The 13,583-nt window shown below is 63.5% G+C and carries 12 protein-coding genes and 1 pseudogene; 8 read left to right on the top strand and 5 right to left on the bottom strand.

The genetic code is table 11. The annotated features are described in order from the left end of the window. Position 1: 1 nt before the first annotated feature. Both xerD and O987_RS06045 read right to left on the bottom strand, forming a co-directional pair. Positions 2–958, bottom strand: a complete 957-nt coding sequence (gene xerD, locus O987_RS06050; RefSeq protein WP_051962121.1) for a site-specific tyrosine recombinase XerD — start codon at positions 956–958, stop codon at positions 2–4. Positions 959–1,063: 105 nt separating this feature from the next. After that, positions 1,064–1,948, bottom strand: a complete 885-nt coding sequence (locus O987_RS06045) for a LysR family transcriptional regulator (RefSeq protein WP_003057736.1) — start codon at positions 1,946–1,948, stop codon at positions 1,064–1,066. Positions 1,949–2,059: 111 nt separating this feature from the next. On the opposite strand from O987_RS06045, the gene O987_RS06040 reads away from it, so the two are divergent. Further along, positions 2,060–3,100 (top strand): NAD(P)H-quinone oxidoreductase, encoded by a 1,041-nt coding sequence (locus O987_RS06040; protein WP_051962120.1) that lies wholly within the window; start codon positions 2,060–2,062, stop codon positions 3,098–3,100. Positions 3,101–3,179: 79 nt separating this feature from the next. Here O987_RS06040 and O987_RS06035 read toward each other — a convergent pair whose 3' ends face one another. Then, positions 3,180–4,160 carry a tripartite tricarboxylate transporter substrate binding protein BugE gene (locus tag O987_RS06035; RefSeq protein ID WP_043371132.1) on the bottom strand — a complete coding sequence of 327 codons (981 nt, stop codon included), beginning with the start codon at positions 4,158–4,160 and terminating at the stop codon, positions 3,180–3,182. Between the two features lie 236 nt (positions 4,161–4,396). Here O987_RS06035 and O987_RS06030 point away from each other — a divergent pair, with 236 nt between their 5' ends. After that, the gene (locus O987_RS06030; protein ID WP_003057742.1) at positions 4,397–5,305 is read left to right on the top strand and encodes an AEC family transporter; all 909 of its coding nucleotides are present in this window, start codon (positions 4,397–4,399) and stop codon (positions 5,303–5,305) included. 56 nt (positions 5,306–5,361) lie between these two features. Here the strand turns inward: O987_RS06030 and queG are convergent, their stop codons facing one another. Beyond that, on the bottom strand, positions 5,362–6,402 hold the full coding sequence (gene queG, locus O987_RS06025; protein ID WP_029158715.1) for a tRNA epoxyqueuosine(34) reductase QueG: 1,041 nt from the start codon (positions 6,400–6,402) through the stop codon (positions 5,362–5,364). 12 nt (positions 6,403–6,414) lie between these two features. On the opposite strand from queG, the gene tsaE reads away from it, so the two are divergent. The 3 genes from tsaE (at position 6,415) to O987_RS06010 (ending at position 8,853) form a co-directional block, all read left to right on the top strand. Next, the gene (gene tsaE / locus O987_RS06020; protein WP_003057746.1) at positions 6,415–6,936 is read left to right on the top strand and encodes a tRNA (adenosine(37)-N6)-threonylcarbamoyltransferase complex ATPase subunit type 1 TsaE; all 522 of its coding nucleotides are present in this window, start codon (positions 6,415–6,417) and stop codon (positions 6,934–6,936) included. Continuing rightward, complete coding sequence (locus tag O987_RS06015; protein WP_043371130.1) at positions 6,933–8,453, top strand: N-acetylmuramoyl-L-alanine amidase; 1,521 nt, start codon at positions 6,933–6,935, stop codon at positions 8,451–8,453. Before tsaE ends, O987_RS06015 begins: the two co-directional genes overlap by 4 nt. Before the next feature lie 184 nt (positions 8,454–8,637). Further along, a complete protein-coding gene (locus O987_RS06010) occupies positions 8,638–8,853 on the top strand; it encodes a glycine zipper 2TM domain-containing protein (protein ID WP_003057750.1) in 216 nt (71 codons plus the stop codon). Positions 8,854–8,960: 107 nt separating this feature from the next. On the opposite strand, the gene O987_RS06005 is transcribed toward O987_RS06010, so the two are convergent. Next, positions 8,961–9,614 (bottom strand): DedA family protein, encoded by a 654-nt coding sequence (locus O987_RS06005; RefSeq protein ID WP_019043757.1) that lies wholly within the window; start codon positions 9,612–9,614, stop codon positions 8,961–8,963. Between the two features lie 368 nt (positions 9,615–9,982). Between O987_RS06005 and O987_RS06000 the strand changes: the two genes are divergently transcribed. The 3 genes and pseudogenes from O987_RS06000 to O987_RS05985 all read left to right on the top strand — a co-directional run bounded on the left by O987_RS06000 (position 9,983) and on the right by O987_RS05985 (position 13,541). Next, positions 9,983–10,228: a hypothetical protein gene (locus O987_RS06000; RefSeq protein WP_003057754.1), complete on the top strand. Its 246-nt coding sequence runs from the start codon at positions 9,983–9,985 to the stop codon at positions 10,226–10,228. A 113-nt stretch (positions 10,229–10,341) separates the two neighbouring features. Next, positions 10,342–12,578, top strand: a pseudogene (gene mutL / locus O987_RS27515) (DNA mismatch repair endonuclease MutL). Positions 12,579–12,677: 99 nt separating this feature from the next. Then, positions 12,678–13,541, top strand: a complete 864-nt coding sequence (locus tag O987_RS05985; protein ID WP_043371127.1) for a MurR/RpiR family transcriptional regulator — start codon at positions 12,678–12,680, stop codon at positions 13,539–13,541. The last annotated feature ends 42 nt before the right edge of the window (positions 13,542–13,583 follow it).

The raw sequence follows: 13,583 nt of genomic DNA, 5'->3' as shown, positions 1-13,583 counted from the left end.
CTCAGCCTCGCGGGTGATGCTCGGCGTGCAGGGCCTTGAGCCGCTCGCGCGCCACATGGGTGTAGATGGTGGTGGTGGAGATATCGGCATGTCCCAGCAGCATCTGCACCACACGCAGATCGGCGCCATGGTTGAGCAAATGCGTGGCAAATGCATGGCGCAGCGTATGCGGTGAGAGGGGCGAGTTGATCCCCGCGATCTGCGCACATTTCTTGACGATGACCCAGAACATCACGCGGCTCATGCCCGCGCCGCGCTGGGTCACAAACACCTCCTCGGTCTGCTGCCCTCCCAGAATCGCCGCTCGCGCCTGCTGCAGATAGCGCTCCAGCCAGTGCTGCGCCTCCTGACCGAACGGCACCAGCCGCTCCTTGCGCCCCTTGCCCGTCACGCGCAACACGCCTGAGCGCAAGTCCAGCTCATGCATGCGCACACCCACCAGCTCGCTGACGCGCAGTCCGCTGGCATACATCAGCTCCAGCATGGCGCGATCGCGCAAACCCAGCGCAGTCTCCACATCGGGTGCATCAAGCAGGGCCTCGACCTGCTCCTGGGTCAGGGTCTTGGGCGTGCGCGGCGGTTGCTTGGCAGCCAGCATGCGCACCGTGGGGTCGGCAGCGATGCGCTTTTCGCGCAGCGCCCAGTGAAAGTAGCGGCGCAGGACCGTCAGCCGCCGGTTCGAGGAAGTGGCCTTGGTGCCCTCCACTCGGGCCGTGAAGTAGCCCTGCAAATCCGCTTCCAGCGCTGCATCCAGCACCTTGGGCGGCTGCAACTGCGCCAGCCAGCGCGCAGCCGCCGTCAGATCACGGCGGTAGGCGGACAAGGTATTGCGCGAAAGCCCGTCCTCCAGCAGCAGGGCATCAATGAACTCATCGAGCGCATCCTGACTCTGCGGCAGGGGCTGCGGCCAGTCTTCGGGAATCTGGGACTTGCGTGCTTTTTTAAGGGCTTCTGACATGCGGCTAGCGTACACGCTGGAGAGGGGCCCAGCCGAGCTGAAATCAGCTCGGCGGACCATGGAGATCAGGGTCAGACACCGGCCATGGCAAGCGCTGTGCCTGCTTCAGCTGATGCCGGCCGATGGGCCATCGAAAGCCTCGGCCAGGAACTGCGCAACCGCTCTCACCCTGGCCGTGCGCTGGAGATCGGGATGCATGACCTGCCAGACTTCGTAGTCGTTCGGGCGTCGGCGTTGCGGCCAGATACGCACCAGCCCTTCTCGTTCCCCCATCCACAACGGCATTTCCCCAATCCCGATGCCTGCAGCAACCGCCTTGCGCACCAGGAGACTGGAGCGGACCGACATGGCAATCTTGGCCTGACGAGCCGGCACTCCGGCCATGCTCAGAAACGGACTCTGCTCCAGATAAGGCCCGTATGCGACCAGATGGTGACCGCGCAACTCGTCTTCAGGGGCGGGCTCGCCAAAGCGAGCCAGATAGCTCGTGCTTGCGAACAGCCCCACAGGCCACGAAGCCACACGGCGAACCACCAGCTCCGGGGTATCAGGCCTGACGTTGCGAAAAGCAATATCCGCCTGCCGGCGACCGAGGCTGAGCAACTGGGTGGAGACTTCCAGATCCACGCGGATATTCGGCCAGTGCCGCTGCAAACGCTCGACAGCGGGCAGCAACAGGTCAATCGCGATGGAATCGGTGCTTGTCACGCGCACCAGCCCGCCGGGATTTTCATCCTGACCCTCGATCTTGGTGCGCAAGTCCAGAGCTGCACTCTCCATACGCTTTGCCGCAGCCAGTGCCACCTCGCCAGCGGCCGTGAGCAGGTATCCATCCTTGGCGCGCAGAAACAGCTTGGCTCCGAGCTCGGACTCCAGCGCATTCAGGCGTCGCCCTACCGTTGCCTGATCAATGCCCAGGCTGCGCGCTGCGGCGCGCAATGAGTGCGTGCGGCTCAGGGCGAGAAAGATGCGGGTATCGTCCCAGTTCATGGCTCATCAGTTGATGCAAATTTGCATCAATGTAGAGCGAAATCGCTGCATTGCAAACAAAGCTTTGCGTCGTAATCTTCAGCGCTCAAAGATATTTCGAGAACGACGCATATGCCCACCTTTTTGACAGACTCCATCCCCGCAGCACAGCCCGCCACCATGCAGGCCATTGTTTTTGACGACTTTGGCGGGCCCGAGGTGCTGGTGGCCCGCGAGCTGCCGGCTCCTGAGCTTCGCCCCCACGACTTGCTGGTACGCAACGCCTCCATCGGCGTCAATCGTGCCGACCTCTATCACCGCAAGGGCGCCTACGGACGAGCTTACTTTGGTGACGCAGACACCATGGGCCTGGAGATCGCCGGAACCGTGATCGAGGCCGGTCCCTTGGTGCAGGGCTTCTCCGTGGGCGACCGGGTCATGGGTATCGTGGGCGGCGGCGCTTATGCCGAGCTTTCGCGCATAGACCACCGCATGGCGATACATGTCCCTGGGAATCTGGACCTGGTGGATGCCGGTGCGATACCCGAGGTGTTCGTGACCGCACACGAGGCCCTGTTTCATCTGGCTGACTTGCGCGCGGGCGAGTCGGTGCTGATCCATGCGGCAGCGGGTGGTGTCGGATCGGCTGCCGTTCAGCTTGCACATGCTGCGGGCGCCCGGGTTTTTGCGACGGCCAGCGGCGACAAGCGCGAAGCGGTGCTGGGTTTCGGAGCCGATGTCTTCATCGACTATCGCAGCGAGGACTTCCAGACCTTGGTGGCCCAGGCCACCAGCGGCAAAGGCGTGGACATCGTGATCGATTTCGTCGGTGCCCCCTACCTGGAGCCCAATGTGCGATCGCTGGCCGTCGGCGGGCGCATGGTGATGGTGGGCCTGCTGGGCGGCTCCCAGGGCGCTGCATTGCCCATGGACCTGGTGCTGTACCGCCATCTGCGGATCTTCGGAACCGTGATGAAGTCACGCTCGCCCGAAGTCAAGCAGGCGATGGTCCAGCGCTTTGCCCAGCGATGGCTTGGCGCATTGGAGAGTGGAGCGATACGGCCCGTGATCGATAGCTCCTTCGCTTTGGCAGACGCTGCCCGGGCGCACAGGCATATGGAGTCCGGGGTCAGCATCGGCAAGATTCTGTTGCTGCCCGGGAGCGGCGAATAATAAAAAACAAAGCCCGAATGGCCTCGACGGCAATTCGGGCTTGCGGCGTCCGCTACTGCATCAGCAGCGGATCAGCAGCTTAGTCCAGGGTCAGCTTCTGCTTGGCCACGACCTGCTTGTAGGTTTCGTACTCTTCCTTCAGTTCCTTGGCGAATTCCTGAGGCGAGTTGCCCACCACCAGCGAACCGGTGTCTTCGATGCGCTTCTTGACTGCGGGGTCCTGCAGCACCTTCTTCACGGCGGCGTTGATCTTGTCGACGATGGCCTTGTCCATGCCCTTGGGACCCAGGATGCCGTAGGAAGCCATGCGATTGACCTGGGGCAGACCCACTTCCTTGAAGGTGGGCACATCAGGCAGCACAGCCAGACGCTGGGGAGCGGCCACGGCAATGGCCTTGAGGCGGTTGTCCTTGATGAAAGGCAGTGCCGACGGCAGGTTGTCCAGAATCATGGGGATCTGGCCGGCAACCGCGTCGTTCAGGGCCGGGCCCGCGCCGCGGTAGGGCACGTGGGTCATCTGGATGCCGGTCAGCGATTTGTACAGCTCCATCAGCATGTGCTGGATGCCGCCCGTGCCAGACGAGCCATAGGAGTACTTGCCGGGATTGGCCTTGAGTTCGGCCTCGAAAGCCTTGTAGCTGGCCGCACCGGGGAACTTGGGATTCACGGCGATCACATTGGGCGTGGCCGCAATATTGATGATGGGCGTGAAGTCGGTCAGCGGGTTGTAGGGAGTCTTGGGGTTGATGGCCGGATTGGTGGCCATGGTCGACAGGGTGGAAATGCCCAGGTTGTAGCCATCGGGCTTCTGACGCGCGGTTTCCTGTGCACCGATGACGCCGCCGCCACCGCCCTTGTTGTCCACCACCACGGACTGGCCCAGCTCCCTGCTCAGTGGCTCGGCAATCACTCGCGCAATGATGTCGGTCGTGCCGCCTGCGGCGAAGGGCACCAGCAGCTTGATGGGCTTGGTGGGGTAATTGGCCTCGGCCATCACGCCGGTGGAAAAACCTACAGTTGCCAGAGCCATTGTCAGGCCCAAGCACATACGACGATTCATGAAGGGGTCTCCCTATGAGTTCTGAAATTAACGGTTGATAGTACGTGCCGCAAAAAACCCGACATATTCTTGTTAGCCCTGATTTATCAGTAATTACCCTAGATTCATGCCGTTTCCTTGAACTGCATCAAGCCTGGATACAAAGCGGCCAAGCGGCGACAGCAAGTACTACCAGATAGAAACTTGGTGACAGGTTTCTCCCAGCAAATTCGCAACCGGCTCTATGCTTGCGGGCCGTGAACTATCTAGAACTGCTTTTCCCCGATTTCGCGCTCATCGTGCTGGGCTATGTGCTGTGCCGCTTCACGCCCATCAATCGCAGCGTCTGGCAACCCGTGGAACAGCTCGTCTACTACCTGCTGTTTCCGGTGCTGCTGTTTCACTCCATCACGCGCAACCCCATCCAATGGGGCGAGGCCAGCCAGTTGCTGGCCGCTGGCGTGCTGGGAGGCCTGCTGGGTATTGCGCTGACCTACAGCCTGCCGCGCCTGCCGCTTCTGGGCCGACGCATCGATGCCCGCAGCTATGCGGGTGCAGCGCAGGTGGCGTTTCGTTTCAACTCGTTCATCGCACTGGCGCTGGTTTCACGCCTGGCAGGGCCCGACGGGCTGCTCTATGTCTCGGTGCTGATCGGCGTGTCCGTGCCGCTGTTCAATGTGGCCGCGGTCTGGCCCATGGTGCGCGGCAGCGGCCAGCATTTTGTCGGGCATCTGCTGCGCAACCCGCTGATCATCGCCACCATCAGCGCCTTGCTGTTCAATGCCGCCGGACTGAAGATTCCAGCACTGCTGGAAGCACCCGTGGCCCGTATCGGCGCAGCCTCGATTGCCCTGGGCCTGATGGCCGCCGGCGCCGGCCTCAAGCTCAGCGCCCTGACCAGCAACAAGCTGCTGGCAGGCGAGCTGCTGCTGATACGCCATGCCATCCAGCCGCTGATCGCCTTTGCCATGGTGCGGCTGTTCCAGCTGAACCAGCCGCAGGCGATTGCGCTGATGGCATTCTCCAGCCTGCCCACGGCCTCATCGTGCTATGTGCTGGCCGTGCGCATGGGCTATGAGGGCTCGTTTGTGGCCAGCCTGATTTCACTGTCCACCATGCTTGGCGTGCTCAGCCTGCCCTTCGGGCTCTGGCTGATCGGAATCTGAATTTGATAGCTGCCTGCACTTATGGGGTAAGCGCTTCAGACCAATTTCAATGAAATTCAGGCACGCTGGGCCAGCGCCCAGGCCACATGTTCGGCCACCACGGGATCGGAATCGGCGGCCCGGCTTTGCAGCGCGGCACTGAGTGCAGGGTTGCCGGTTTCGCGCCAGGCATTGCCCAGAGCAACGGCCACATTGCGCAGCCAGCGCGCATGTCCGATGCGGCGAATCGGGCTGCCCTCGGTCACCCGCAAAAACGTGGCTTCATCCCAGGCAAAGAAATGCACCAGCTGCGTGCCCGCCAGTCCGGCGCGGGCATCAAAGTCGGGCAAGACGCTGGGATGGGCAAACTTGTTCCAGGGGCATGCCAGCTGACAGTCATCGCAGCCATAGATGCGGTTGGCCATCAAGGGACGCAGCTCCTCGGGAATGCTGCCCGCATGCTCGATGGTCAGATAGGAGATGCAGCGCCGCGCATCGACCTTGTGCGGCGCGATGATGGCGCCCGTGGGGCAGGCATCCATGCATGAGGAGCAACTGCCGCAGTGCGCCGTGACCGGGGCCGTGGGTTCAAGCGCAAAGTCCACATAGATTTCGCCCAGAAAGAACATCGATCCGGCTTCGCGGCTCAGCACCAGCGTGTGCTTGCCGCGCCAGCCCTGCCCGCTGCGGCTGGCCAGTTCGGCCTCCAGCACTGGCGCGGAGTCGGTAAAGGCGCGGTGGCCGAACGGACCCATTTCCTGCGCGATGCGCTCGGCCAGTTTCTGCAGGCGATTGCGCAGCACCTTGTGATAGTCGCGGCCTCTGGCGTAGAGGGAGACAATGCCTTCCTCGGGACGTCGGAGCCTGTCCCATTCCACAGTCTGCCAGCCGTCCCCGGTGTCGCGCGGCAGATAATCCATGCGCGCGGTGATCACGCTCACCGTGCCGGGAACTAATTCTGCAGGCCGGGCTCGTTTCAAACCATGGGCCTGCATGTAATGCATCTCGCCATGGAAGCCCTGCGCCAACCATTGCAGCAAACCGGGCTCTGCCGAGGACAAATCCACGCCAGCCACGCCGATTTGGGAGAATCCCAGCTCGCGAGCCCAGGCTTGCATCAAAGGAACCAATTGACTGCTGCTCAACATACACCCCGAATTGTAGGAAGCGAGCCCACACCGGCGCTGGCGCAGCGCCAGATACTCTGGCAGAGCGAACAGGATACCGAGCGCTTCGCCCAGCAACTGGCCGCCCTGCCCGAGCTGCGCAACGCCTATGTGACCCTGCATGGCGACCTGGGTGCGGGCAAGACCACGCTGGTGCGCCACTGGTTGCGCGCCTTGGGCGTGCAGGGCCGCATCAAGAGCCCTACCTATGCGGTGGTGGAGCCGCACGAGGCCGGCGACCTCTCGATCTGGCACTTCGACTTCTACCGCTTCGATGATCCGCGTGAATGGGAAGATGCCGGTTTTCGTGACATTTTTGCCAGTCCCGGGCTCAAGCTGGCAGAATGGCCCGAAAAGGCTGCAGCGGTTACACCTGTTGCAGATATAGCTATCCATATCGAAGCAATTGACGATGTGCAACGGCAGGTGACGCTCAAGGCTGGCACCCCCGCAGGCTGCACCGTGCTTGAAGCATTGACGGCATGAGCAAAACAACTTCCTCCACGGCTTTTCCGGACCTGCCCCGACCGGGTCTTTCCCGACCGGGTCTTTCCCGACCGGGTCTTTCCCGCCGCAATCTGCTGCAGGCAGGCGGCGTGGTTCTGCTGCTGGGCCGCCAGCATATTGCGCAGGGCGCGAGCATCGTGGCCGTGCGCGTCTGGCCTGCACCCGACTACTCGCGCGTCACGCTGGAATCCGATATTCCGTTGACGGCCAAGCCAGTCTTCGTGCCCAGCCCGCCACGGCTGGCCGTCGATATCGGGGGCCTGGATCTGAACCCGGCACTCAAGGAGCTCGTGGCCAAGGTCCGCTCCGACGATCCCAATATCGCCAGCATCCGTGTCGGCCAATTTGCACCCGGCGTGGTGCGCCTGGTGATCGACCTCAAGCAGGAAGCCAGGCCCCAGGTCTTCACGCTGGCCCCGATTGCGCCCTACAAGCATCGGCTGGTACTGGATCTCTATCCCGCCAAGGCCGTGGATCCGCTGGAAGCCCTGATCAGCGAGCGCCTGCGCGACGCCGGCAGCTCGGCCACTGCGCCAGCTGCGAACAATCCCGCCATCACGACACCGCCGCCGGTGGCGATTGCAACAGCCCCCCAGGCCGACCCTCTCGGTGACCTGATTGCCCAGCGCAACCAGCGCCCCAGCGCTCCGGCACCGGCTCCTGCGGTGATTGCTCAGGCACCAGCGCCCGTGCCGCCGCCACCGGCTCCCGCGCCACGCCCGGCACCGGCCCCAAGGCCTGCACCCAATATCGCCACCTCGCAAAGCACGGACCGCATCATCATCGTGGCGCTGGACCCCGGCCATGGCGGCGAAGACCCTGGTGCCACCGGCCCCAGCGGTCTGCGCGAGAAGGATGTGGTGCTCAAGGTCGCCCATCTGCTGCGCGAGCGCATCAACAACTCGCGCATCGGCGGCAGTCCCATGCGCGCCTTCATGACACGCGATGCCGACTTCTTCGTGCCCCTGGCCACGCGTGTGGAAAAAGCCCGCCGCGTCCAGGCCGATCTGTTCATCAGCATCCATGCCGATGCCTTCACCACCCCTGCAGCGCGCGGTGCCAGCGTGTTTGCGCTCAGCGAGAGAGGCGCCTCGAGCACGGCCGCACGCTGGCTGGCCAACAAGGAAAATCAGGCCGACCTGGTGGGCGGCCTGAACGTGGGCGGACTGCAGGATCAGCATGTGCAGCGCATGCTGCTGGACATGAGCACCACCGCCCAGATCAAGGACAGCCTCAAGCTGGGCACTTCGCTGCTGGGCGAAATCGGCGGCATGGCCAAGCTGCACAAGGCCCGCGTGGAGCAGGCCGGCTTTGCCGTGCTGAAAGCGCCCGATATTCCCAGCGTGCTGGTGGAAACCGCTTTCATCAGCAACCCCGAAGAGGAAGCCAAGCTGGCCTCTGCCGCCTACCGCGAACAACTGGCCGATGCGCTGATGACGGGCATCCGCAAGTATTTCGCCCACAACCCGCCCCTGGCACGCAGCCGATCGGTTTAAGTACGCACTTACACAAAACCGCCGCACCGGCTGTCAGCCGGCAAGCCGGCTTGATGACAGTCGCCAAGCCTGAATGACACGGGCTTGGCCCTCTCTCCTACCTGAAAGCCGGGGCAAAAGGTTCAAGATCAAGGTGTGTTCTTATGAAAGCTGGCCTGTTTGGCAGCTGTACAGGAGAGACCTCATGAAACTGCGAACTCTTGCCGTCACCGTATCTGCAGCCTTCACGCTTGCCATGGCTGGCTGCTCCACCTCGCCCACCAATGCCCAGATCGGCACCGGTGTCGGCGCCGTTGCCGGCGGCGTGGTCGGTGATGCACTGTTTGGTTCCACTTTGGGCACCGTAGGCGGCGCTGCAGCAGGCGCGCTGATCGGTAACGAGGTAGGTAAGCGCAAATAAGCGCCCCGATCCGATCTGAATGTCCAATGAAAAAGCCCCGGCATGCCGGGGCTTTTTCATGGGGCAGCGCTTTGGCGATCGGTGCCAGATGCCGTCAAGCGCGCAAATCAGGCAGCCCTGGCCTTTTCGGCCTTACCGGCGCGCCAGGCTCCGAAGATGGCGATCAGGCCCGGCACCAGGATCAGACCCCAGATGATTTTTTCAAGATTGTTCTTCACCCACTCCATATTGCCGAAGAAGTAGCCTGCAGCGCTGATGCCTACCACCCACAGCACGGCACCCACGACGTTGAACAGGCTGAACTTGGCACGGCTCATATGGGCGACTCCGGCCACAAAGGGTGCAAAGGTGCGGATAAACGGCATGAAGCGCGCCAGAATGATGGTCACGCCGCCATAGCGCTCATAGAAGTTGTGGGCCTGGTCGAAGGCCTTGCGGTTGAACCAGCGCGAATCCTCCCACTGGAACACCTTGGGCCCCAGGTAGCGGCCTATCGTGTAATTGCTCTGGTCGCCCAGGATGGCCGCTGCCAGCAACACCACCACCGCCAGCGGATAGCTCATATAGCCGGCACCGCACAGCGCACCGACGATGAACATCAGCGAGTCGCCGGGCAGAAAAGGCATGACCACCACACCGGTTTCGACAAACACGATGATGAACAGCAGGGCATATACCCAGGGCCCATAGGCCACGACAAAGGCTTCCAGATGCTTGTCGATATGCAGTATGAAGTCGATCAGAAACTGAATGATTTCCAAAACACGGTCCTTGAAAATGGATTGGCATACCGGCGTATGCCGGCCAGTAATGTACTGCGCCCCCAAAGCCCGCAGACGCTCCCCCCCTTGCTGGAGTGCCATGTTTTTGAGAGCAAACTCACAGCTGCTTGCAGACTGCAACAAGAGCAGCCGGTTCAAGGTGGTTTGTTACAAGTTTTGATAAAACTAAACGTCAACAATACGTCAGCTTGCCCATTCTGCTGGCACAGTAGAGCTGTGTCGCCGCAAGCCGTGCATTGCAAATCACGACATCGGCCCCCTGGCCAACAAAGTCCGCCGTCTCCAGCCTCCCTCGGCGCAGAGACCAGACCGCTTTCCATAACTAGCACGACGAGAGGAATACGAACATGAAGACATTCACCATGCGCTATGGCAAGGCCCTGACTCTGGCTGCCGCACTGACCGGCGCCCTGGCCCTGGGTGGCTGCGCACACGGCCCCAGCCGTCAGCAAGTCGGTATCGGTGCTGGCGCCGTGGCCGGCGGTGCAGTGGGCAATGTGCTGTTTGGCGGCCCTGTCGGCACCATCGGCGGTGCAGCCGCCGGTGCTCTGATCGGTAACGAACTGACCAAGGGCGGCTATCGCCGCCGCTAAGCCCGGCGCCCGCCGCGGGCTGAACAAAGAGCTGCCTGAGCGATGCCGGCAGCTCTTTGTGTTTTCAGCGTTCAAAAAACTCACTTCCTGGCCGGTTTGTGCACCGGCCTAGAATGGTTGTCGTGAACGCATCCAGCCCCGAACTCTCCCCCTCCCCTACCGAAACCACCGACCAGGCTGCTCCCGTGCGCCGGCCGATTCGCGATCTGCCCGACGAGCTGATCAGCCAGATCGCTGCCGGCGAAGTGGTCGAGCGCCCCGCCTCCGTGGTGCGCGAACTGGTGGACAACGCTCTGGACTCGGGCGCCGGCCAGATCACCGTGCGCCTGTTGGCCGGCGGTGTGCGCCTGATCGCGGTGGAAGACGACGGCTGCGGCATCCCGCGCGACGAACTGCCCGTGGCCCTGCGCCGCCATGCCACCAGCAAGATCAGCGATCTGCACGATCTGGAAACCGTGGCCACCATGGGCTTTCGCGGCGAGGCACTGGCCGCCATTGCCTCCGTATCGGAAACGTCCATCTTCTCGCGTCCCGCAGGTCAGGACTCGGCCTATCTGCTGGACGCGCGCAGCGGCGAGCTGCGCCCCGCCGCTCGCAACCAGGGCACGACCGTGGAGGTCAAGGAGCTGTTCTTCTCAACGCCTGCGCGCCGCAAATTCCTCAAGACCGATGCCACCGAACTCGCGCATTGCATAGAGTCCGTGCGTCGCCATGCGCTGGCACGCCCCGATGTGGGCTTTGCCATCTGGCATGAAGGCAAGCTGGTCGAGCAATGGCGCGCCGCCGGCAGCACGCCCGACGAAGCCTTGTCGCGCCGCCTGGCCGATGTGCTGAACGACAAGTTTGTCGACAACTCGGTGGCCGTCGATCACTGGGCCGGCCCCGTCCACGTCACGGGCCGCGCCGGCATTCCCGACGCGGCGCGCTCGCGCCCCGACCAGCAGTTCTGCTATGTCAACGGCCGCTTTGTGCGCGACAAGGTATTGACGCATGCGGCCCGCTCTGCTTACGAGGACGTGCTGCACGGCAACAAGCAGCCGGTCTACGCGCTCTATATCGAGATCGACCCCGCGCGTGTGGACGTGAACGTGCACCCCACCAAGATCGAGGTGCGCTTTCGCGACAGCCGCGAAGTCCACCAGGCGGTGCGCCACGCGATCGAGAACGCGCTGGCCACGCCGCGCGCCGCAGCCGTGGTCGAGGCGGCGGCTCAGGAAGCCGCACGCCAGCCCGGCCTGATCGACGAGAGCACTGCCACGCCTGTCCCGGCTAAGGCCGCCACCAAGCCCGCCGCAGCCCCGGCCTGGCCGCAAACCCGCATGAGCTTTGGCGAGCCCGCCATCGGAAATCCCGTGCGCGATCTGGCCAAGCTCTGGGAACCCATGCGCGAGGCCACCGCGGAAACCACGCCCGCACCCGCGCCCCAGGTGGCGACTGCGGCCCCGGCCCCCGCGAGTGCTGCAGCTGAGGTACCTGAATCGGCCACCGGCGCGACCACGATCACCAACACCACGGCCATGCCAAGCCCCGTGCCTCAACCCGAGGATGAAGGCATCAGACTGCGCCCTTCGGGCCAGTCCAGCTACTTTCAGCGCAAAGCGCCTGCCCCCCCCGGATGCAGGAAGCGCCAGCCGCCACAGTGATCGTTGCCGCTGCACAACCATCAGCGACAGCCAGGCCGACGGCAGAAGCCGCCGTGCCCGCCGCTGTTGCACCACAGCAGCCCACAACCGCCGCGGCTGACTCGGCCCCGGTCTGGCCGCTGGGCCGTGCCGTGGCCCAGCTGCACGGCGTCTATATCCTGGCCGAAAACAGCCAGGGCATGGTCATCGTGGACATGCATGCCGCGCATGAGCGCATCGTCTACGAGCAGCTCAAGAATGCCGTGAATAAGGAAAATGGCGACCAGCAGATTCCGAGCCAGCCGCTGCTGATTCCCGCCACCTTTGCCGCCACGCCCGAGGAAGTCGCCACGGCCGAGGCCCATGCCGAGACCTTGCTGACCCTGGGCATGGAGGTCTCGCCCTTCTCGCCCAAGACTCTGGCCGTGCGCGCCGTGCCGGCCACGCTGGCCCAGGGGGATGCCGTGGAGCTGGCGCGCAGCGTGCTGGCCGAACTGGCCCAGCATGACGCCAGCACCGTGGTGCAGCGCGCGCGCAACGAGATTCTGGCCACCATGGCCTGCCACGGCGCAGTGCGCGCCAACCGCAAGCTCACGCTGGACGAGATGAATGCGCTGCTGCGTCAGATGGAGGTGACCGAGCGCTCCGACCAGTGCAATCACGGCCGCCCCACCTGGCGCCAGCTCAGCATGAAGGAGCTGGATGCGCTGTTTCTGCGCGGACGCTGACGGCAGCTCGGCAATGGCCGCCAAATAGCCGCTACATTGCCGATATCGACAAAAAACAGCGGGCCGGGAGATCTGCGCACCCGCCTGCCATCCGCCGTCATGAACCCCAGCTCCTCCGCCCCGGACCATTCCTTCATCGCCCGCGTGCGTGCGGCCCTGCCGCAACTGCCGCCGTCGGAGCGGCGGCTGGCGGAATTCCTGCTGGACTTCCCCGGTAATCTGTCGAGCTACGCGGCCGCCGAGATGGCCAAGCTCACGGGGGTATCGAATGCCACGGTCACGCGTTTCATACAGCGGCTGGGCTATGAAGGCTACGAGGATGCACGCCGCCATGCCCGCGCGCAGGGCGACAACGGCTCGCCGCTGTTTCTGGCCGCCGCATCGGCCCAGGGCAGGCCCACGGCGGATGTGATTGCCACACATCTGCGCCAGGCCTCGGAGAATCTGGCCATCACCATCGGACAGATCTCGGCACAGCAGCTGGAGGACATCGCCCTGGCGCTGATCGGCGCCCGACAGCTGTTCTTCGTGGGCTATCGCCAGAACCGTAACTTTGCGGCCTATCTGCGCTGGCAGCTGCTACAGGCACTCGAGATGCCCAGCCAGGTCATTCCCGGCGCGGGTGAGACCCTGGGCGAATATGCGGCCCAGATCGGAGAAAACGATGTGGTAGTGATCTTTGCCCTGCGACGCAGCGTGCGTGTGGTCAGCGAGTTCGCGCGCCAGGCCAGGCTGCTGGGCGCACGCCTGATCTGTATCACCGACCATGCCAGCCCGGCCCCCGAGGCGGACTGGCTGCTGCGCGTGCAGACCTCGGCCCCGGGACCGCTGGACAACCACACGGCGCTTTTCATGCTCTGCCACCTGATTGCCACGGCCACCTTGCAGCAAAGCGGGCAGCCGGGGCGCAGACATATGGCTGCCATCGAGACCAGCCACGATGCGCTGGACGAGATGCTATGAAATCAAAAGCTTGCTGCGCTTGTTAGTCATAGATTTCAGATG

The organism is Comamonas testosteroni TK102 (assembly GCF_000739375.1).
Classification (GTDB): domain Bacteria; phylum Pseudomonadota; class Gammaproteobacteria; order Burkholderiales; family Burkholderiaceae_C; genus Comamonas; species Comamonas brasiliensis.
Note: the sequence above shows the minus strand (reverse complement) of the source record. Positions and strands in the feature narration are given on the sequence as shown.